Origin of the sequence: Nonomuraea sp. NPDC049624 (genome assembly GCF_040675255.1) — a bacterium.
Classification (GTDB): Bacteria; Actinomycetota; Actinomycetes; order Streptosporangiales; family Streptosporangiaceae; genus Nonomuraea.
In genome coordinates, this window is record NZ_JBFAOR010000019.1 from 60,028 (window position 1) to 78,134 (window position 18,107).

At 72.5% G+C, this 18,107-nt stretch carries 16 protein-coding genes; 11 read left to right on the plus strand and 5 right to left on the minus strand.

Going from position 1 to position 18,107, the window contains the following annotated elements:
• Nucleotides 1–9: 9 nt before the first annotated feature.
• From AB0J76_RS46000 to AB0J76_RS46010, 3 genes are all read left to right on the plus strand, one after another.
• Entirely contained in the window at nucleotides 10–918 is a 909-nt protein-coding gene (locus AB0J76_RS46000; RefSeq protein ID WP_352328762.1) for an ABC transporter ATP-binding protein, read from the plus strand.
• Nucleotides 915–1,685 carry an ABC transporter permease gene (locus tag AB0J76_RS46005; protein WP_352328760.1) on the plus strand — a complete coding sequence of 257 codons (771 nt, stop codon included), beginning with the start codon at nucleotides 915–917 and terminating at the stop codon, nucleotides 1,683–1,685. Before AB0J76_RS46000 ends, AB0J76_RS46005 begins: the two co-directional genes overlap by 4 nt.
• Before the next feature lie 108 nt (nucleotides 1,686–1,793).
• Complete coding sequence (locus AB0J76_RS46010; protein WP_352328758.1) at nucleotides 1,794–2,711, plus strand: EamA family transporter; 918 nt, start codon at nucleotides 1,794–1,796, stop codon at nucleotides 2,709–2,711.
• Nucleotides 2,712–2,967: 256 nt separating this feature from the next.
• Here AB0J76_RS46010 and AB0J76_RS46015 read toward each other — a convergent pair whose 3' ends face one another.
• Genes AB0J76_RS46015 through AB0J76_RS46025 form a run of 3 tightly spaced genes read right to left on the minus strand, consistent with a single transcriptional unit; the run spans nucleotide 2,968 to nucleotide 5,639 of the window.
• Nucleotides 2,968–3,636, minus strand: coding sequence for a GntR family transcriptional regulator (locus AB0J76_RS46015; RefSeq protein ID WP_352328043.1), 669 nt, complete (start codon nucleotides 3,634–3,636; stop codon nucleotides 2,968–2,970).
• Between the two features lie 12 nt (nucleotides 3,637–3,648).
• Nucleotides 3,649–4,662, minus strand: coding sequence for an ornithine cyclodeaminase family protein (locus AB0J76_RS46020; protein WP_352328042.1), 1,014 nt, complete (start codon nucleotides 4,660–4,662; stop codon nucleotides 3,649–3,651).
• Nucleotides 4,659–5,639 carry a proline racemase family protein gene (locus AB0J76_RS46025; protein WP_352328041.1) on the minus strand — a complete coding sequence of 327 codons (981 nt, stop codon included), beginning with the start codon at nucleotides 5,637–5,639 and terminating at the stop codon, nucleotides 4,659–4,661. Before AB0J76_RS46025 ends, AB0J76_RS46020 begins: the two co-directional genes overlap by 4 nt.
• A 117-nt stretch (nucleotides 5,640–5,756) precedes the next feature.
• Here AB0J76_RS46025 and AB0J76_RS46030 point away from each other — a divergent pair, with 117 nt between their 5' ends.
• A complete protein-coding gene (locus tag AB0J76_RS46030) occupies nucleotides 5,757–6,743 on the plus strand; it encodes a COX15/CtaA family protein (RefSeq protein WP_352328040.1) in 987 nt (328 codons plus the stop codon).
• Between the two features lie 22 nt (nucleotides 6,744–6,765).
• The gene (locus AB0J76_RS46035) at nucleotides 6,766–7,473 is read left to right on the plus strand and encodes an ElyC/SanA/YdcF family protein (protein ID WP_352328039.1); all 708 of its coding nucleotides are present in this window, start codon (nucleotides 6,766–6,768) and stop codon (nucleotides 7,471–7,473) included.
• Here the strand turns inward: AB0J76_RS46035 and AB0J76_RS46040 are convergent.
• Together AB0J76_RS46040 and AB0J76_RS46045 are read right to left on the minus strand one after the other, a co-directional pair.
• Complete coding sequence (locus AB0J76_RS46040) at nucleotides 7,449–8,639, minus strand: PrsW family intramembrane metalloprotease (RefSeq protein ID WP_352328038.1); 1,191 nt, start codon at nucleotides 8,637–8,639, stop codon at nucleotides 7,449–7,451. The genes AB0J76_RS46035 and AB0J76_RS46040 overlap by 25 nt on opposite strands.
• A gap of 125 nt (nucleotides 8,640–8,764) precedes the next feature.
• Nucleotides 8,765–9,709: a heme o synthase gene (locus tag AB0J76_RS46045; protein ID WP_352328037.1), complete on the minus strand. Its 945-nt coding sequence runs from the start codon at nucleotides 9,707–9,709 to the stop codon at nucleotides 8,765–8,767.
• A 272-nt stretch (nucleotides 9,710–9,981) separates the two neighbouring features.
• Between AB0J76_RS46045 and tkt the strand changes: the two genes are divergently transcribed.
• Genes tkt through pgl form a run of 6 tightly spaced genes read left to right on the plus strand, consistent with a single transcriptional unit; the run spans nucleotide 9,982 to nucleotide 18,104 of the window.
• Entirely contained in the window at nucleotides 9,982–12,075 is a 2,094-nt protein-coding gene (tkt, locus tag AB0J76_RS46050; RefSeq protein WP_352328036.1) for a transketolase, read from the plus strand.
• Nucleotides 12,076–12,082: 7 nt separating this feature from the next.
• On the plus strand, nucleotides 12,083–13,174 hold the full coding sequence (gene tal / locus AB0J76_RS46055; protein ID WP_364393688.1) for a transaldolase: 1,092 nt from the start codon (nucleotides 12,083–12,085) through the stop codon (nucleotides 13,172–13,174).
• Nucleotides 13,171–14,787, plus strand: coding sequence for a glucose-6-phosphate isomerase (locus AB0J76_RS46060; RefSeq protein ID WP_364393691.1), 1,617 nt, complete (start codon nucleotides 13,171–13,173; stop codon nucleotides 14,785–14,787). The genes tal and AB0J76_RS46060 overlap by 4 nt, the downstream gene beginning before the upstream one ends.
• A gap of 1 nt (nucleotide 14,788) precedes the next feature.
• Complete coding sequence (gene zwf, locus AB0J76_RS46065; RefSeq protein WP_352323010.1) at nucleotides 14,789–16,390, plus strand: glucose-6-phosphate dehydrogenase; 1,602 nt, start codon at nucleotides 14,789–14,791, stop codon at nucleotides 16,388–16,390.
• A complete protein-coding gene (opcA, locus tag AB0J76_RS46070; protein WP_352323011.1) occupies nucleotides 16,390–17,304 on the plus strand; it encodes a glucose-6-phosphate dehydrogenase assembly protein OpcA in 915 nt (304 codons plus the stop codon). The genes zwf and opcA overlap by 1 nt, the downstream gene beginning before the upstream one ends.
• Nucleotides 17,305–17,330: 26 nt before the next feature.
• Entirely contained in the window at nucleotides 17,331–18,104 is a 774-nt protein-coding gene (pgl, locus tag AB0J76_RS46075) for a 6-phosphogluconolactonase (RefSeq protein ID WP_352323012.1), read from the plus strand.
• Nucleotides 18,105–18,107: the final 3 nt, after the last annotated feature.

Sequence of the window (18,107 nt, forward strand, 5' to 3'; positions counted from 1 at the left end):
CTCGTGGCCATGGATTCCCCAGCCGTCGAGATCGTCGACCTGGTCAAACGCTACGGCGGCCGGACCGCCCTCGACGGCCTCACCCTGCGGGCCGGCCGCGGCGCGGTCACCGCCGTCCTCGGGCCCAACGGCGCGGGCAAGACGTCCACGGTCGAGATCTGCGAGGGGTTCCGCAACGCCGACTCCGGCACGGTCCGGGTGCTCGGCCTGTCGCCCACGCAGCCCGAGCTGCGGCCGCGCGTCGGGGTGATGCTCCAGGCCGGCGGGGTGCCGCCGGCGATGCGCTGCGCCGAGTGGCTGCGCCTGGTCGCGCGCTTCTACGCCCGTCCCCACGACCCCGGGGCGCTGCTGACCCGGCTCGGGCTGGCCGAGCACGCGCGCACCCCCTACCGGCGGCTGTCGGGCGGGCAGCAGCAGCGGCTGTCGCTGGCCGCGGCCGTGATCGGCAGGCCGGAGCTGGTGTTCCTCGACGAGCCGACCGCCGGGCTCGACCCGCAGGCCCGGCACGCCTGCTGGGACCTGGTCGGCGAGCTGCGCGGCGCCGGGGTGTCGGTGGTGCTGACCACCCACCACATGGAGGAGGCCGAGCGGCTGGCCGACCACGTCGTGATCATCGACAGGGGGCGCGTGGTGGCCGAGGGCAGCCCGGCCTCGCTGACCGGGGCCGAGCGGCAGCTCAGGTTCAGGGCCAGGCCGGGGCTCACGCTGGAGGAGCTGCTCAACGCGCTCCCGGTGGGCAGCGCGGCCAAGGAGTCGCCGGCCGGCCACTACATCATCGAGGGCCAGGTGGGGCCCGAGCTGCTGGCCACCGTCACGGCCTGGTGCGCGGCGGAGGGCGTCACGGCCGACGACCTGCGCATCGAGCGCCGTACCCTCGAAGACGTCTTCCTCGAACTGACCGGCAGGGAGCTGCGATGACCCCCGTGCTCGACCTCTCGCCCGCGCCGGGCGCCGCGCCGTTCCCGCGCATGGTGCTCGCGCAGGCCGGCTCGGAGGTCCGCACGATGCTCCGCAACGGCGAGCAGCTCCTGCTCACCCTGATCATCCCGGTGCTGCTGCTGGTCGGCTTCTCGCTGGCGCCGCTGGTCGACGTCGGCGGCGGCCGGCGGGTCGACTTCCTGGCGCCCGGCGTGCTGGCCCTGGCCGTCATGTCCACGGCCTTCACCGGGCAGGCCATCGGCACGGGCTTCGAGCGCCGCTACGGCGTGCTCAAGCGGCTGGGCGCGACCCCGCTGTCCAGGGCCGGGCTCATGCTGGCCAAGACGGCCGCGGTGGTGGCCGTGGAGGTCATCCAGGCGGCGGTGATCGTGGCCGTGGGGCTGGCGCTGGGCTGGCGTCCCCACGGCTCGTTCCTGGCCGCCGCGGTGCTGGTCGTGCTGGGCACGGCGGCCTTCAGCGGCCTCGGCCTGCTCATGGCGGGCACGCTGCGGGCCGAGGCGACGCTGGCCGCGGCCAACCTGGTCTACCTGGTGCTGCTGGGCGCGGGCGGGGTGATCTTCCCGCTGTCGAAGTTCCCCGAGGGCGCGCGGCCGGTCCTGGAGCTGCTGCCGATCTCGGCGCTGACCGGGGGCCTGCGCGCGGTGCTCGCCCAGGGGGCGGCGCTGCCGCTGGGGCCGGTGCTCGTCCTGGCCGGCTGGGCCGTGCTGACCCTGGCGCTGGTCTCGCGGCTGTTCCGCTGGGAGTGAAGGGGCTGTTCCGCTGGGGGTGAGGCGGCACGCCACCCCGCGTGCGGAGATGTCGTCCGAGGTCAGTACGCTCTGGACGACCGCCCCACCTTCCGCGCGAGGAGTCCCGTGACCGACTTCGCCCTCGACGATCCCTTCGATCGCCGCCCGGCGCTGCCCCGGCCCGGCCGCCTGCTGCGCCAGGCCGCGGACTCGATCCCGCCCTCGTCGCTCGTCCTGCTGTCCATCGTCTCGGTGCAGCTCGGGGCCGCGTTCGCCAAGAACCTGTTCGCGGTGCTGCCGCCGAGCGCCGTGGTGTTCCTGCGCATCGCGGCGGGCGGCCTGATCATGGCCGCGGTGGCCAGGCCGAAGCTGCGGGGGCTCGGGTGGCGCGACTGGGCGGTCGGTGCCGGGTTCGGCCTGACGCTCGCGCTGATGAACCTGTCGTACTACGAGGCCCTGTCGCGGCTGCCGATGGGCGTCGCGGTGGCGATCGAGTTCCTCGGCCCGCTGGGCGTGGCCGTGGCCGCCTCCCGGCGCCGGCTCGACCTGGCCTGGATCGGCCTGGCGGGCCTCGGCGTGGCGCTGCTGGCGCCCTGGGGGCAGCAGGCGTCGGCGGCGTGGTGGCTCGGCATCGGGTTCGCCCTGGTGGCGGGCGCGTGCTGGGCGGCCTACATCCTGCTGTCGGCGGCGGCCGGACGGCGTTTCCCGGGCACGACCGGGCTGTCGTTCGCGATGATCGTCTCGACCCTGGTGATCGCGCCGGTGGGCGTCACGACCGGCGGCGCCGACCTGCTGCAGCCGTCGTTGCTGCTGATCGGGCTGGGCGTGGGGCTGCTGTCGTCGGTGATCCCGTACTCGCTGGAGCTCCACGCGCTGCGGCGCATGCCCAAGCACGTGTTCGGCATTCTGATGAGCCTGGAGCCGGCCGTGGCGGCGCTGGCGGGCGTGCTGGTGCTGGGTGAGGTCCTGCACGTGCAGCAGTGGGCGGCGATCGTGTGCGTCGTGGCCGCGAGCCTCGGCTCGACCAGGATGACCGGGCGGTAGCCGCCGCTGGGCGGTAGGAACGCCCGAGGAGGTGCCGCCGCGCGCCCGCGGGGATGGGGATCTCTCGGGCGCGCGGCGGAGGGCTCGGCTTGAGGTGGGCGGGTCGCCGAGCCCGGTGAAGGTCAGCGGATGCGGGCATCCGCGTGACCGGGCCTGTGAGGCTTCACGTAGATCAGTTCGTGAAAGCTTTCACAAACACATTACCTCAAAACGGATAAACCCTCTTATTTCGGACGGTAAAGAAACGCGGCGGGCGTCAGTGCTCGGCCCAGATGCCCCGGACGTGACCGATGTGCTCGCCCATCAGGTGGCCGACCGCCTTGCCGTCGCCGCTCTTGAGGGCGTCGAGCATGGCCAGGTGCTCCCGGGCGGAGTCGGTCAGCGAGCCGCGCTCGGCCAGCTGCGACAGGCCGTAGAGCCGGGCCCGGTTGCGCAGGTCGCGCACCACCTCCACCAGGTGGACGTTGCCCGCCAGCGCCAGCAGCTCCAGGTGGAAGCGCAGGTCGGCGTCGATGTAGGCGAGCAGGTCGGCCCGGTCGGCGGCCGTGACGATCTCCTCGGCGATCGGGCGCAGCCGTTCGAACTCCTCGGCGCGGGCGCTGTCGGCCAGCCGCGCGACGGTGGGCACCTCGATCAGCTCGCGGATCTGGGTCAGCTCGTCGAGGTCGCGGTCGGACAGCTCGGTCACCCGGAAGCCCTTGTTGCGCACGGCCTCGACCAGGCCCTCCTTGGCCAGGTCGAGCATGGCCTCGCGGACCGGCGTGGCCGAGACGCCGAACTGCGCGGCGAGCACGGGCGCGGAGTAGACGACCCCCGGCCGCATCTCACCGGTGATCAGCGCGGCCCGCAGCGCGTGCGCGACCTGCTCGCGCAGGCTCTGCCGCTCCCCCACCATCGGCAGGTCGAGCCGGTCCTCGGCAGCCATCCGCCTTCCCTCCTACTTCCACGCCTCGTACGCGGCCGCGGCGACCACCAGGTCCTGCCACGCCATGCCCGTGCTCTTGAACACCCGCGGGCCCGGACCGGCCACCACCCTTCCGGCGATCAGCTCGGCGAGGTTCCCGGCGAGATGACCAGAGGTGATCGTACCGTGGCGGATCGGGATGATCACGTCGCCGGCTTCTTCCAGGGCGGCCGATCTGGCCTCGACGACCACGGTGGCGCGGGCGACGAGGTCGCCGTCGAGCTCGCGGACGCCGGGCTCGTGCGATCCGACCGCGACCACGGTGACGCCGTCCCGGGCGAGCTTACCGGGGAACAGCGGCTGCGCGGCCGTGGTGCAGCAGGCGATGAGGTCGGCGGCCCGGATCGCGTCGGCCACCGCGCCGGGCAGCGCCGCGGCGTCGGCGGTGTCGGCTTCGGCGGTGGGAGCTCCGGCGGTCAAGGGCTCGGTGGTCGGAGGGCCGGCGGTCAGGGGGGTGGCGGTCAGGTCCAGGGCGCGGCAGCGGGCGGCCAGGGCGGCGGCGCGGGCCGGGTCGCGGCCCACGATCGTGACGTGCTCGACGGGCCGCACCTCGCGCAGGGCCAGGACGTGCCCGTACGCCTGCGGCCCGCTGCCGAACACCACCAGGCGGCGCGCGTCCGGCTCGGCCAGGCGGGCGACGGCCAGGGCGGAGACGGCGGGCGTGCGCAGGGACGTGAGCGCGATGCCGTCCAGGGCGGCCAGCGGGGCCAGGGTCGGGCCGTCCAGCAGCAGGTACGTCCCCTGGATGCGGGGCAGCCCGCGCCCGGGATTGGCGGGCGTGACGGTGACGGCCTTGACCCCGGCGTAGCGGCCGGCGGCGGCGGGCATGAGCAGGAGCTGCCCGGCCGGCAGGTCCACGGCCGGCCGCCGGGGCGTCAGCTCGGGGTCGAGCCCGTCGCGCAGGGCCTGTTCGAGGACGGCCACCGCGCGGCCGACCGGCACCAGCCGGTCCAGCACCGGCCCGTCGATGTAGGGAAGAGCGCTCATCGCAGCGTGAACCCCGTTCCGATCGGGTCGTCGGGATCGAGCTCGAAGACGTGCCGGCCGGTGCGGTAGGCCATGCCCTCGATCTCCGGCACGATCCCCTCGGCCGTCACCCCGGCCACCCGCGCCCGGAAGACCGACCCGACGACGCTCTCGTGCACCAGGGTGCCGCGCAGGCCCGCCTCGTGCAGCAGCGCCATCCTGGCGGCGGTGCCCGACCCGCAGGGCGACCGGTCCACCTCGCCGTCGGCGAAAACGGTGACGTTGCGCTGCCGGACGCTCCCGTCGCCAGCCGCCGGCCCGCCGTCCGGCAGGTCGTCGTAGAAGATCACGCCGTAGACGCCGGACAGGCGGTCGTCGCGGGGGTGGCGGGTGGCGGGGTGGCCGGCCAGGGCGGACTTGATGCGGCGGGCGTGCCCGACGAGGGCGGTCAGGTGGCGGGGCTCGACGGACAGGCCCACCTCCCCAGCCGAAATAGACGCATAAATCGCCCCGCCGTACGAAATATCAACCTTCGTTCCGGCGGCGGCCACGTCCCGGGCGATCACGTACGAAGGGACGCTCACGAACGTCACCCCCGCCACCCGCCCGCCCGAGCACCGCACCCGTGCCCTGACCCGCCCCGACGGCACGTCCACCACCACGTCGGTCTCCCCGTCGGGGTCGGCCTCGACCAGCCCCTCCTGCACCGCGTAGGCCCCGAGGGCGATCGTGCCGTGCCCGCAGGCGGTGGAGAAGCCGTCCTTGTGCCAGAACAGCGCGCCGAGATGCGCCCCGGCGTCGTCGGGCGGGACCAGGAAGCAGCCGTACATGTCGGCGTGCCCGCGCGGCTCGTGGCACAGCAGCCGCCTGACGCGGTCGGCGTGCGCGGGCGCGTTCTCCCGCCGGGTGGGCACGTCCGGCCCGGGGATCTCGGGTACGCCCCCGGTCACGATCCGGAACGGCTCGCCGCCCGTGTGGTAGTCGACAGTAGTGATCACAGTTCGAAAGCCCTCCGGGACCGGGTCGAGGAAGCCGCCAGGAGTAACATGTCACATTGTCACGTTCCGGAGAAGCCCCTGACGGGACCGTGCCACCCGGCCCGTACCATCGTTGACGTGAAGGAATCCACCGGCCGCCCCAACGTCCTCGTCCGCGCACTGCGCTCGTTCTGGGCGCCGACCGCGCGCTCGATGCGCGGCTGGGCGCTGGCCTCCGTGGTGGCCAACGCGGGCATCGCGGTGACCGGCGCGGGCGTGCGGGTGACCGGTTCCGGGCTCGGCTGCCCGACCTGGCCGAGGTGCACGCCCGACAGTTTCGTGCCGATCGCCCATCCCGAGACGTCGATGCTCACGATGCTCATCGAGTTCGGCAACCGGCTGCTGACGTTCCTGGTGCTGGCGGTGGGCGCGGCGTGCGTCATCGCGGCGCTGCGCCTGGTCCCGCGCCGGCGGGCGCTGGTCCGCCTGGCGCTGCTCCAGCCGGCGGGCGTGCTGGCCCAGGCGCTGTGGGGCGGGCTGGTGGTCAGGAGCGCGCTCAACCCGTTCACGGTCGGCATGCACTTCCTGATCTCCATGGCCCTGATCGCCGCCTGCTGGACGCTCTACGCCCGCGCCGGCGAGGGCGACGGCCCGGCCGCGCGGGTCGCCCACCGCGACGTCCGGCGGCTCGGCCACGCGCTGCTCGCGGCCACGGCGGTGCTGCTGGTGGCGGGGGTGGTGGTCAGCGGCACCGGCCCGCACTCGGGCGACGTCATCGCCTCGCGGTTCGGCTTCGACATCGAGACCGTGGCCCGGCTGCACGCCGACATCGTCTACGTGGTCGTCGGCCTGACGTTCGCGCTGCTGTTCGCGCTGCGCGTGACCGGCGCGCCCCGGGCCGCCAGGCGGGCCGCGCTCGGGCTGTTCGTCGTGGAGCTGGGCCAGGGCGTGATCGGCTACACCCAGTACTTCCTGGCCGTGCCGGCCGCGCTGGTGCTGCTGCACGTGCTCGGCGCCTCACTGGTGTGGATCGCCGCGCTGCGGGTGGTCACCTCGCTGCGCAGCAGAGGCCCGCTGGAGGCCCCGGCGGCCGCCGCTCACACGGAAGCGCCCGCTCCGGTCTGACCGTTGTGCGATGGTATGGGGTGTGCTGCGACTCCCTAGTCTCTCGCGCAGGCTGCTGCGCCGTACGTACCAGGGGCTGGTGCTGGTCAGCGTGCTCGCGCTGGCGCCCATGACGTGGGCCTGGCTCGACAGCTCGCCGCACCGCGTGGTGGCCGGCACCGGCGGCTGGCTGGGCCGGGTGCCGCCCGCGCAGGTCGCGCTGGTGCTCGGCGCGGGGTTGTGGCGCACGCAGCCCACGCCCATGCTGGCCCGCCGGCTCGACGTGGCCGCCGAGCTCTACCGGGCGGGCAAGGTGCGGGCGCTGCTGCTGTCGGGCGACAACAGCCGCAAGGAGCACGACGAGCCCACCGCCATGCGCGACTACCTGCTGCGCAAGGGCGTGCCGGCCGGCGTGATCGTGCTCGACTACGCCGGGTTCGACACCTGGGACTCCTGCGTACGGGCCCGCCGGGTGTTCGGCGCCGAGCGGGTCACCGTCGTCACCCAGGTCTTCCACCTGCCGAGGGCCGTCGCGCTGTGCCGGACGGCCGGCCTGGAGACCTTCGGCGTGGGCGACGACTCCACCCGCCAGTGGGCGGCCGCCACGTACGCCTACGCCACCCGGGAGCTGCTGGCCACCGGCAAGGCCGTCGTGGACGCGCTGCTGCTGCACTCCGACCCGGTCTACCCCGGCCCGCGCGAGGTCTCGCTGACCGAGATCCTGGCTCAGCGGGGCGCGCCGGGCGCGTAACCGGGCGGCGGGGTGCCCCTGGCCATCCGCCGGGCGTGCACGGGCGGCACCGGGAAGTCGGCGCGGGCGGTGCTCATGCACTCCAGCAGGGCTCGCTGCTCCTCGTGGAAGGCCTGCTCGTCGACGATGTGGCGGGCCGCCCGCTCGTGCAGCAGGCCCAGCTCGGTGGCGGCGAGCTGGTAGTCGCGCATGGCGCGCACCCCTCGTTTGCCGCCGTAGGCCCTGGCCCACTGCCTGGCCTGGCGGCGCCTGGCGAACGTGGACAACATGTAGATGTCGGCCGGCCCGACCAGCCTGGTCGGCTCGTACGGCGGCAGGTAGGTCTGGATGAGCGCGACGATGCGCCGCCGGTCCCTGAACACCACGCCGATCAGCACGACGAGCACCACCAGCAGCGCCAGGTAGGCCACCACGAGCCCGGGGAAGCCGCCGTAGGAGGCCAGGCCGTTCCACAGGCCGTGCAGGATCATCGCCCCCGACCAGCCGGCCAGCACCAGGAACACCCGCTCGGGCCCCTGGCGCTGGGCCGCGTAGGCGACGGCCACCCCGATCATCGAGCTGAACAGCGGATGGGCGAAGGGCGACAGGATGCCGCGCAGCACCACGGTGACCGCCAGGCTGCTGACGCCGTTGCCGTTGAGCGCCGACAGGTAGTAACTGACGTTCTCGCTCATGGCGAAGCCGAGGCCGACCATGCTGGCGTAGATGACGCCGTCGGTGGGGCCGTCGAGCTCGGCCCGGCGGAACTTGAGCAGGCCGAGCAGCACCAGGCCCTTCATCGTCTCCTCGACCACCGGCGCGCCGAAGGTGGCCGCCAGGTTGCGGGCGCTGGTCGGCGAGAGCTTGGCGGTGTCGATGAAGTAGTGGAGGTTGAGCGAGTTGATCGCGCCGGCGACCAGCACGGCGATGCCCGCGCCCCAGGCGAAGGCGAAGATCAGGTTGCTGCGCGGCTCCGGCTCCATGCGGTCGAGCGCCAGCACGGCGGCCAGCAGCAGCGGCACCGGCGCCAGGGCGAGCCCGAGCGCGATGAAGAACTGCACCGGCTCGCCGTTGATCACGTCGAAGGAGAACGAGACCAGGGCGCAGATGCCGGTGAGGACCAGCCCGGTGATCAACGCGAACGACGGGCGGTCCTTCAACACCCAGCGTGGATCACGGGTCGCCATACCGTGACTTTAACGGATCGAAGGGCCGGGGTCCGTGCCGACCGCCCGCGCGGGACAGCCACTCCTCACCGTCCGGACACGCGCCTGGCGGCCCTCGCGCACGGCGGTCGGGACGGTCACGGCGCTCAGGCCAGCAGCGGGTCGATCGCGACGGCGAGGAAGAGCAGCGCGAGGTAGGCGTTGGACCAGTGGAAGAAGCGCATCGGGCGCAGGTCGACGCCGCTCTTGCCGGCGTTGAGCCGGGCCAGCAGGCGGTGGACCTCCCACAGGCAGACCACGCCGAGCACGACCGCGACGACCGGGTAGAACAGCGTGGTGCCGGCCACCGGCCACAGGGCCAGCGAGCACAGCACGGTCGCCCAGGTGTAGGCGACGGACTCCAGGATCACCCGCCGCTCGGTGGCCACCACGGGCAGCATCGGCACGTTGGCCGCCGCGTAGTCCTCCTTGTAGCGCATGGCGAGGGTCCAGGTGTGGGGCGGCGTCCAGAAGAACACCACGCCGAACAGCACCAGGGGCGCCCAGTCGAGCCGCTCGGTGATGCCCGCCCAGCCGATCATGACCGGCATGCAGCCCGCGATGCCGCCCCAGACGATGTTCTGGGCCGTGCGGCGCTTGAGCACCATCGAGTAGACGATGACGTAGAACAGGATCGCGCCGGTGGACAGCGCCGCGGCCAGCCAATTGGTGGTGAGCCACAGGCCAACAGTGGACAAAATCCCCAGGACGATCCCGAAGATCAGCGCGCCGCGCGGCGACACCTGGTGCCGGGCCAGCGGCCGGCGGCGGGTGCGGCGCATCTTCTGGTCGATGTCGCGGTCGACGTAGCAGTTGAGCGCGTTGGCGCTGCCCGCCGACAGGGTGCCGAAGACCATGACGGCGATCGACTTCCACAGCGGCGGCAGGCCGCCGGCCGCCAGGAACATCACCGGGAGGGTCGTGATCAGCAGCAGCTCGATGATCCGCGGCTTGGTGAGCGCGACGTAGGCCTTCACGACCATGCCGAACGTGCGCGGCGCCCCGGGCTCGGTCGAGGGAGCCGTGGCCTGCCTGTTGGTCAGCACCGTCAAGGCGCTTCCAGCCTGTGCGGAGTCAACGCGTAACCTCTGATTAGAGCGGATCGATGAGTGGCGCCGTGGCGCCTCTGCGAACAAACAAACTGTAGTCGCAGGGGCGGACGGTCCGGCCAATGGGGGGCTTGCGCCATTCATGGACACGCGAGGGTGGAATGGGAATCGATCGCCAGCTCCACTCGGTTAGGGTCCCGTGTGGGCGGGATAGCCAACAGGTACTGCCAAATGACAACTAGATTCCGGAGATCGAGCACTTGAGCACCGAACTCGTGCCAGCCCTTGAATGGACCGACCTCGACAAGAAGGCCGTCGACGTCGTCCGGGCCCTGGCGATGGACGCAGTGGAGAAGGCGGGCTCGGGTCATCCCGGCACCGCCATGAGCCTGGCCCCCGCCGCATACCTGCTGTTCCAGCGCGTGATGCGTCACGACCCCAGCGACCCCAACTGGGCGGGCCGCGACCGGTTCGTGCTGTCGTGCGGCCACACCAGCCTGACGCTCTACATCCAGCTCTACCTGTCGGGCTACGGCCTGACGCTCGACGACCTGCGGCGGCTGCGCCAGTGGGACAGCCTGACCCCGGGCCACCCCGAGCACGGCCACACCGCCGGCGTGGAGACCACCACCGGCCCGCTCGGGCAGGGCCTGGGCAACGCGGTCGGCATGGCGATGGCGGCCCGCCGCGAGCGCGGCCTGTTCGACCCCGACGCCGAGCGCGGCGCCTCGCCGTTCGACCACCACATCTGGTGCTTCGTCAGCGACGGCGACATCGAGGAGGGCATCAGCCACGAGGCCAGCGCCCTGGCCGGCCACCAGAAGCTCGGCAACCTCGTCGTCCTGTACGACGACAACCACATCTCGATCGAGGACGACACCCTCATCGCCAAGTCCGAGGACGTCGTCAAGCGTTACGAGGCCTACGGCTGGCACACCGAGAGCGTCGACTGGACCGCCGGCGGCGAGTACGAGGAGGACGTCCAGGCGCTGTACGAGGCGCTGGAGGCGGCCAAGGCCGAGACCGACCGGCCCTCCTTCATCCGGCTGCGCACGATCATCGGCTGGCCGGCGCCGAACAAGAAGAACACCGGCAAGATCCATGGCGCGGCCCTGGGCGAGGCGGAGATCGCCGCGACCAAGGAGATCCTTGGCATGGACCCGGCCAAGAGCTTCGACGTGCCGGCCGAGGTGCTGCAGCACGCCCGCGAGGTGGTCGCGCGCGGCCGTACCGAGCGCGCCGAGTGGGACAAGGGTTACGCCGAATGGCGCCTGGCCAACCCCGAGCGGGCCAAGGAGTTCGACCGCATCTCCCACCGCGAGCTGCCCGCCGGCTGGGCCACGGCCCTGCCGGAGTTCGAGACCGGCTCCTCGATGGCCACCCGCAAGGCCAGCGGCGAAGTGCTCGGCGCGCTGGCGCCGGTGCTGCCCGAGCTGTGGGGCGGCTCGGCCGACCTGGCCGAGTCGAACCTGACCACGATGAAGGGCGAGCCGTCCTTCATCCCCGAGGAGTACCAGACCAAGGACTTCCCCGGTAACCGCTACGGCCGCACGCTGCACTTCGGCATCCGCGAGCACGCCATGGGCGCGATCCTCAACGGCATCGCCCTGCACGGCGGCACCCGCCCCTACGGCGGCACGTTCCTGGTCTTCTCCGACTACATGCGCCCCTCGGTGCGCCTGGCCGCGCTGATGAAGCTGCCGGTCACCTACGTCTGGACGCACGACTCCATCGGCCTGGGCGAGGACGGCCCCACCCACCAGCCGATCGAGCACCTGTGGGCGCTGCGCGCCATCCCCGGCCTCGACGTCGTCCGCCCTGCTGACGCCAACGAGACCGCGCATGCGTGGAAGACGATCCTGGAGCACACCGACCGTCCCGCCGCCCTGGCTCTGACCAGGCAGAACGTGCCGGTCTACGAGGGCACGAGCGCCGAGGGCGTGGCCCGCGGCGGCTACGTGCTGCGCGAGGCGTCCGACGGCCAGCCGCACGTGATCATCATCGCCACCGGCAGCGAGGTCGAGGTGGCCGTGCAGGGCCGCGAGCTGCTGGAGGCGCAGGGCATCCCGGCACGAGTGGTGTCGATGCCGTGTGTCGAGTGGTTCAACGGGCAGGACTCCGCTTACCGGCAGACCGTCCTGCCGAGCTCGATCAGGGCTCGGGTCGCGGTCGAGGCCGGCGTCGCGCTCGGCTGGCACCAGTTCGTCGGCGAGTGCGGCGAAGTGGTCAGCCTGGAGCACTTCGGCGCCTCGGCGCCGTACAAGACGCTGTACGAGCAGTTCGGGCTCACGGCCGAGCGCGTGGCGGCCGCGGCCAAGGCGAGCCTCGCCAAGCTGGGTCAGGACAAGGGCGAGACGACGGGAAACTGAGAAGAGTATGAGCGAGAACCTCAACAAGCTGTCCGGCCAGGGCGTTTCCATCTGGCTCGACGACATCAGCCGCGAACGGCTGCGCACGGGCAACCTCGACCAGCTGATCCGCGAGAAGAACGTCGTCGGGGTCACCTCCAACCCGACGATCTTCGCCAGCGCGCTCAGCAAGGGCGACGCCTACAACGCCCAGCTCCACGACCTGGCCGTGCGCGGCGTCACCGTGGAGGAGGCCGTCCGCGCCATCACCACGTACGACATCCGCTGGGCCGCCGACGTGCTGCGCCCGGTCTACGACGCCACCGGCGGCGTGGACGGCCGCGTCTCGCTGGAGGTCGACCCGCGCCTCGCTCGTGAGAGCGAGAAGACCGTGGCCGAGGCCCGGGCGCTGTGGTGGATGGTCGACCGGCCCAACCTGTTCATCAAGATCCCGGCCACGCTCGAGGGCCTGCCCGCGATCACGCAGGCGCTGTCGGAGGGCATCAGCGTCAACGTCACGCTGATCTTCTCCCTGGAGCGCTACCGCGCGGTCATGGACGCCTGGCTGGCCGGCCTGGAGGCCGCGCAGGCCAAGGGCCTGGACCTGGCCACGATTGAGTCGGTGGCCTCGTTCTTCGTCAGCCGCGTCGACACCGAGATCGACAAGCGGCTCGACAAGCTGGGCAAGCCGGAGCTGAAGGGCAAGGCCGGCATCGCCAACGCGCGCCTGGCCTACGCCGCCTACGAGGAGGTCGTCAGCTCCGAGCGCTGGCAGCGGCTGCGCGCGGCGGGCGCCCGTCCGCAGCGTCCGCTGTGGGCCTCGACCGGGGTGAAGAACCCCGACTACTCCGACACCATGTACGTCGACCAGCTCGTCGCCCCCGGCACCGTCAACACGATGCCGGAGAAGACGCTCGACGCCACCGCCGACCACGCCCAGGTCACCGGCGACACCGTGCGCCCCTTCTACGAGCAGGCCTGGAACACCATGGCCGCGCTCAAGGACGCCGGCATCGACTACGACGACGTCGTGCGGGTGCTGGAGGAGGAGGGCGTCGAGAAGTTCGAGGCGTCCTGGAACGAGCTGCTGGAGAGCGTCACCAAGAATCTGGTGCCATGATCGAGGTGTCCTACCGCGAGGAGGGGGTGGCCGCGGCCGCCTCCTCCGTCGCGGGGCGCCTCGTCGCCGACGGCGTGCCCGCGCGGCTGGCCGGCGGCGACCCCACCCTGTGGGGCGAGGACGCCGAGGCGGTGGCGGCGGTCCGGCTGGGCTGGCTGACGCTGCCGCGCACCTCCCGCGAGCTCCTTCCCGAGCTGGGCAAGCTCGTGGAGCGGGCGCGCGCCGAGGGCCTGACGAACGTGGTGCTGGCCGGGATGGGCGGCTCGTCGCTGGCTCCCGAGGTGATCTGCCAGACCGCCGACGTGCCGCTGACCGTGCTCGACACGACCGACCCCGCGCAGGTCCGGCGGGCGCTGACCGACCTGCTGGAGTCCACGGTCGTGGTGGTGGCCAGCAAGAGCGGCTCGACCGTCGAGACCGACTGCCATCTGCGCATCTACGAACAGATCTTCACCGAGGCGGGCATCTCGCCCGCCGACCGGATCGTGGTCGTCACCGACCACGGCTCGCCGCTGGAGCAGCGGGCCGTCGACGGCGGCTACCACCTGGTCCTGGCCGTCCCCGACGTGGGCGGCCGCTATTCGGCGCTGTCGGCGTTCGGGCTGGTGCCGAGCGCGCTGGCCGGGGCCGACGTCGAGCGGCTGCTCGACGACGCCGAGGAGGTGCTGCCGCTGCTGTCCCTCGACACCGGCAACCCCGGCCTCGACCTGGGCGCGGCCCTCGGCGGCGCGGCGCTGGCCGGGCGCGACAAGCTCGTGCTGGAGGACCAGCTGTCCGGCATCAACGGGCTGCCCGACTGGATCGAGCAGCTCGTCGCCGAGTCCACCGGCAAGCAGGGCAGGGGCATCCTGCCGATCGTCAACGCCGACCCCAACCACACCAGCGACGAGCTGGTCGTCGCGATCGAGTCCGACGACGGCGCCGTACGCGTCGACGGGCCGCTCGGCGGCCAGTTCCTGGTCTGGGAGTACGCGACGGCCGTGGCCGGGCTGCTGCTGGAGATCGACCCGTTCGACCAGCCGAACGTGGCCGAGTCCAAGGAGAACACCGCGGCCCTGCTGGCCCTGCCCGACCTGCCGCTCGGCGCGCCCGCGCTGGTCGACGGGCCCGTCGAGGTCTACGGCGCGGTCCGCTCCCACGACCTGCCCGGCGTGCTGGCCGAGCTGCTGAAGGCCATCCCGCACGACGGCTACCTGGCCGTGATGGCCTACCTCGACCGGCTGGCCGCCTTCGACGCGCCCGTGCCCGAGGGGGCCGACTTCGAGCAGATGACCGACGCGTGGATGATGGCCGACGCGGCCACGCTGCGCGCCCTGCTCGCCATCCGCACCAACCGGCCGGTGACGTTCGGATGGGGGCCGCGTTTCCTGCACTCGACCGGCCAATACCACAAGGGCGGGCCGCAGAACGGCGTGTTCCTGCAGATCACGGGTGCGGTGACCGACGACGTCGCCGTCCCCGGGCAGCCGTACACGCTGGGGCGGCTCCAGCTCGCGCAGGCGCTGGGCGACCTGGCCGCGCTGGAGACGCGCGGACGGCCCACCGTACGCCTGCATTTGACGGACCGCGCGACGGGTGTCGCGCATTTGCTCGCAGCCGCACAGGAGGTTTGAGATGACTGACGAAGCATCTCCTGAGGAGGAGGTCGTCGCGGTGGCGGCGGCCGTGGCGAACACCGCCACGACGTTGGAGGTCGCCGAGGCCAACCCCTTGCGCGACCCGCGTGACAAGCGGCTGCCGCGGGTGGCGGGGCCGTGCGTGCTGGTGCTGTTCGGCGTGACGGGCGACCTGGCCAAGCGCAAGCTGCTGCCGGCCATTTACGACCTGGGCAACCGCGGCCTGCTGCCGCCCGGTTTCTCGCTGGTCGGTTTCGCCAGGCGCGACTGGAAGGACCAGGACTTCGCGCAGTTGACGCACGACGCGGTCAAGGCGCACGCGCGTACGCCGTTCCGCGAGGAGGTCTGGAAGCAGATCCTCGAGGGCATCCATTTCGTCCCGGGCGAGTTCTCCGACGACGGAGCCTTCGACGCGCTGGCGATGGCGTTGGCCGAGATCGACCAGACCCGCGGCACGGGCGGCAACTACGCTTTCTACCTGTCCGTCCCGCCCAAGTTCTTCCCCGTGGTGGTCGAGCAGCTCAAGCGCACCGGGCTGTCCGACGCGCCCGAGGGGTCGTGGCGGCGGGTGGTCATCGAGAAGCCGTTCGGCCACGACCTGCAGTCGGCCCACGAGCTGAACGAGATCACCACGTCGGCGTTCCCGGAGAGCTCGATCTTCCGGATCGACCACTACCTGGGCAAGGAGACCGTCCAGAACATCCTGGCGCTGCGCTTCGCCAACAACCTGTACGAGCCCATCTGGAACCGCAGCTTCGTCGACCACGTGCAGATCACCATGGCCGAGGACATCGGCATCGGCGGGCGCGCCGGCTACTACGACGGCATCGGCGCGGCCCGCGACGTGATCCAGAACCACCTGCTCCAGCTGCTCGCGCTGGTCGCCATGGAGGACCCGACCTCCTTCGACGCCTCGGCGCTGCGCCAGGAGAAGGAGAAGGTGCTCAAGGCGGTGCGGCTGCCGTCCAACCTGGGGCTCAACACCGCCCGCGGCCAGTACGCGGCCGGGTGGCAGGGCGGCGAGAAGGTGGTCGGCTACCTCCAGGAGGAGGGCATCTCCGCCGAGTCCACCACCGAGACGTACGCGGCCGTCAAGCTGGAGATCGCCAACCGGCGGTGGGCCGGGGTGCCGTTCTACCTGCGTACCGGCAAGCGGCTGGGCCGCCGGGTCACCGAGGTGGCCGTGGTGTTCCAGCGGGCGCCGCATCTGCCCTTCAGCAAGACCGACACCGAGATCCTGGGCCAGAACGCCCTGGTCATCCGCGTGCAGCCGGACGAGGGCATCACCGTGCGGTTCGGGTCGAAGGTCCCGGGCACCGCCATGGAGGTGCGCGACGTGTCCATGGACTTCGCCTACGGCGAGTCGTTCCTGGAGTCCTCGCCCGAGGCGTACGAGCGGCTGCTGCTCGACGTCATGATCGGCGACCCGCCGCTCTTCCCGCACCAGCGCGAGGTCGAGCTGTCCTGGACGATCCTCGACCCGATCGAGGACTTCTGGGCCACGCAGGGACAGCCCGAGGCCTACGAGTCGGGCTCGTGGGGCCCGGAGTCGGCCGACGCGATGATGGCCCGCGACGGCCGCGTGTGGAGGAGACTCTAGTGACGACTTTCATGCTGTCGGACACGACGGCCGGCAAGATCTCGGCGCAGCTCATGCTGCTGCGCCACCAGATGGGCGCGCCCGCCATCGGCATGGTGCTGACCCTCGTGGTGGTCTCCGAGGAGCGCCACCAGTACGACGCGCTGCGCGCCGCCACCGAGGCGGCCCGCGAGCACCCCTCGCGCATCATCGTGGTGATCAAGCGGGAGGAGGCCGAGCCCAACCGGCTCGACGCCGAGCTGCGCATCGGCGAGAACACGCCGGGCGAGGTCGTGGTGCTGCGCCTGTACGGCGAGCTCACCCAGCACGCCGACTCCGTCGTCAGCCCCCTGCTGCTGCCCGACACCCCCGTGGTGGCCTGGTGGCCGGGCGCGGCCCCCGACGTGCCCTCCAAGGACGCGATCGGCGCGCTGGCCCAGCGGCGCATCACCGACGCCAAGGGCTTCGAGAACGGCGGCGCCGCGTCGCTGGTCACCCGCGCCAAGGGGTACGCCCCCGGCGACACCGACCTGGCCTGGGCCCGGCTGACGCCGTGGCGCAGCCTGCTGGCCGCCGCGTTCGACCAGCCGGTGGGCAAGGTGCGCAAGGGCGTGGTGGAGGCCAGCGCCGGGCACCCGAGCGCGCCGCTGCTGGCGGCCTGGCTGTCGGAGCGGCTGGGCGCGCCGGTCAAGGTGGGCGAGTCGGCCGGTCCCGGCCTGACCGCCGTACGCCTGCAGACCGGCGACGGCGAGCTGTCGGTCATGCGTTCCGACGCGCGGCTGGCCACGCTGTCGCGGCCCGGCCAGCCCGACCGGAACGTGGCCCTGGCCAGGCGGCACACCTCCGAGCTGATGGCCGAGGAGCTGCGCCGGCTGGACAGCGACGAGGTCTACGAGGCCGCCGTCAAGCGCTTCGCCCGTACGTACAAGGGCTGACCCCCTCCACTTGAGAAAGAAGTGTCGTGAGCGTTCCCAACGTTGTCGTGCACCGCGACGCCGACGTCCTGGCCAAGGCCGTGGCGGCGCGCATCATCACGCGCCTGGTCGACGTGCAGTCGGCCAAGGGGTCGGCCTCGATCGTGCTGACCGGCGGCACGGTCGGCATCGCCACGCTGGCCGCCATCGCCGCCACTCCAGCCCGTGACGCCGTCGACTGGCGGCGCCTGGACGTCTGGTGGGGCGACGAACGTTTCGTCCCCACCGGCGACAAGGAACGCAACGAGACCGGCGCCCGCCAGGCGCTGCTCGACCACGTGGACCTGGACCCCGCCCGCATCCACGTCATGCGCGGCCCCGACTCCGGCATGACGGCCGAGGAGTCGGCCGAGGCGTACGCCGCCGAGCTGCGCGCCGCGGCCCGCCCCGAGGACCACGGCCCGGTGCCGGCCTTCGACGTCATGCTGCTCGGCATGGGCCCCGACGCGCACGTGGCCTCGCTGTTCCCCGGCATGCCCGCGCTGTACGACACGCGCCCGGTCGTCTCCGTGCACGGCTCCCCCAAGCCGCCCCCCACCCGCATCTCCCTGACCCTGCCCGCCATCCAGGCGGCGCGCGAGGTGTGGGTGGTGGCGGCCGGCGAGGAGAAGTCGGGCGCGGTCCGCCTGGCGCTGTCGGACTCGGGGCACGTCCAGGTGCCGGCGGCCGGCGCCCGCGGCCGGGCCGGCACCCTGTTCCTGCTCGACCGCGCCGCCGCCGCCAAGATCCCCCCAGAACTGGGCCGCCTGGCCTCCCCCTGAAGC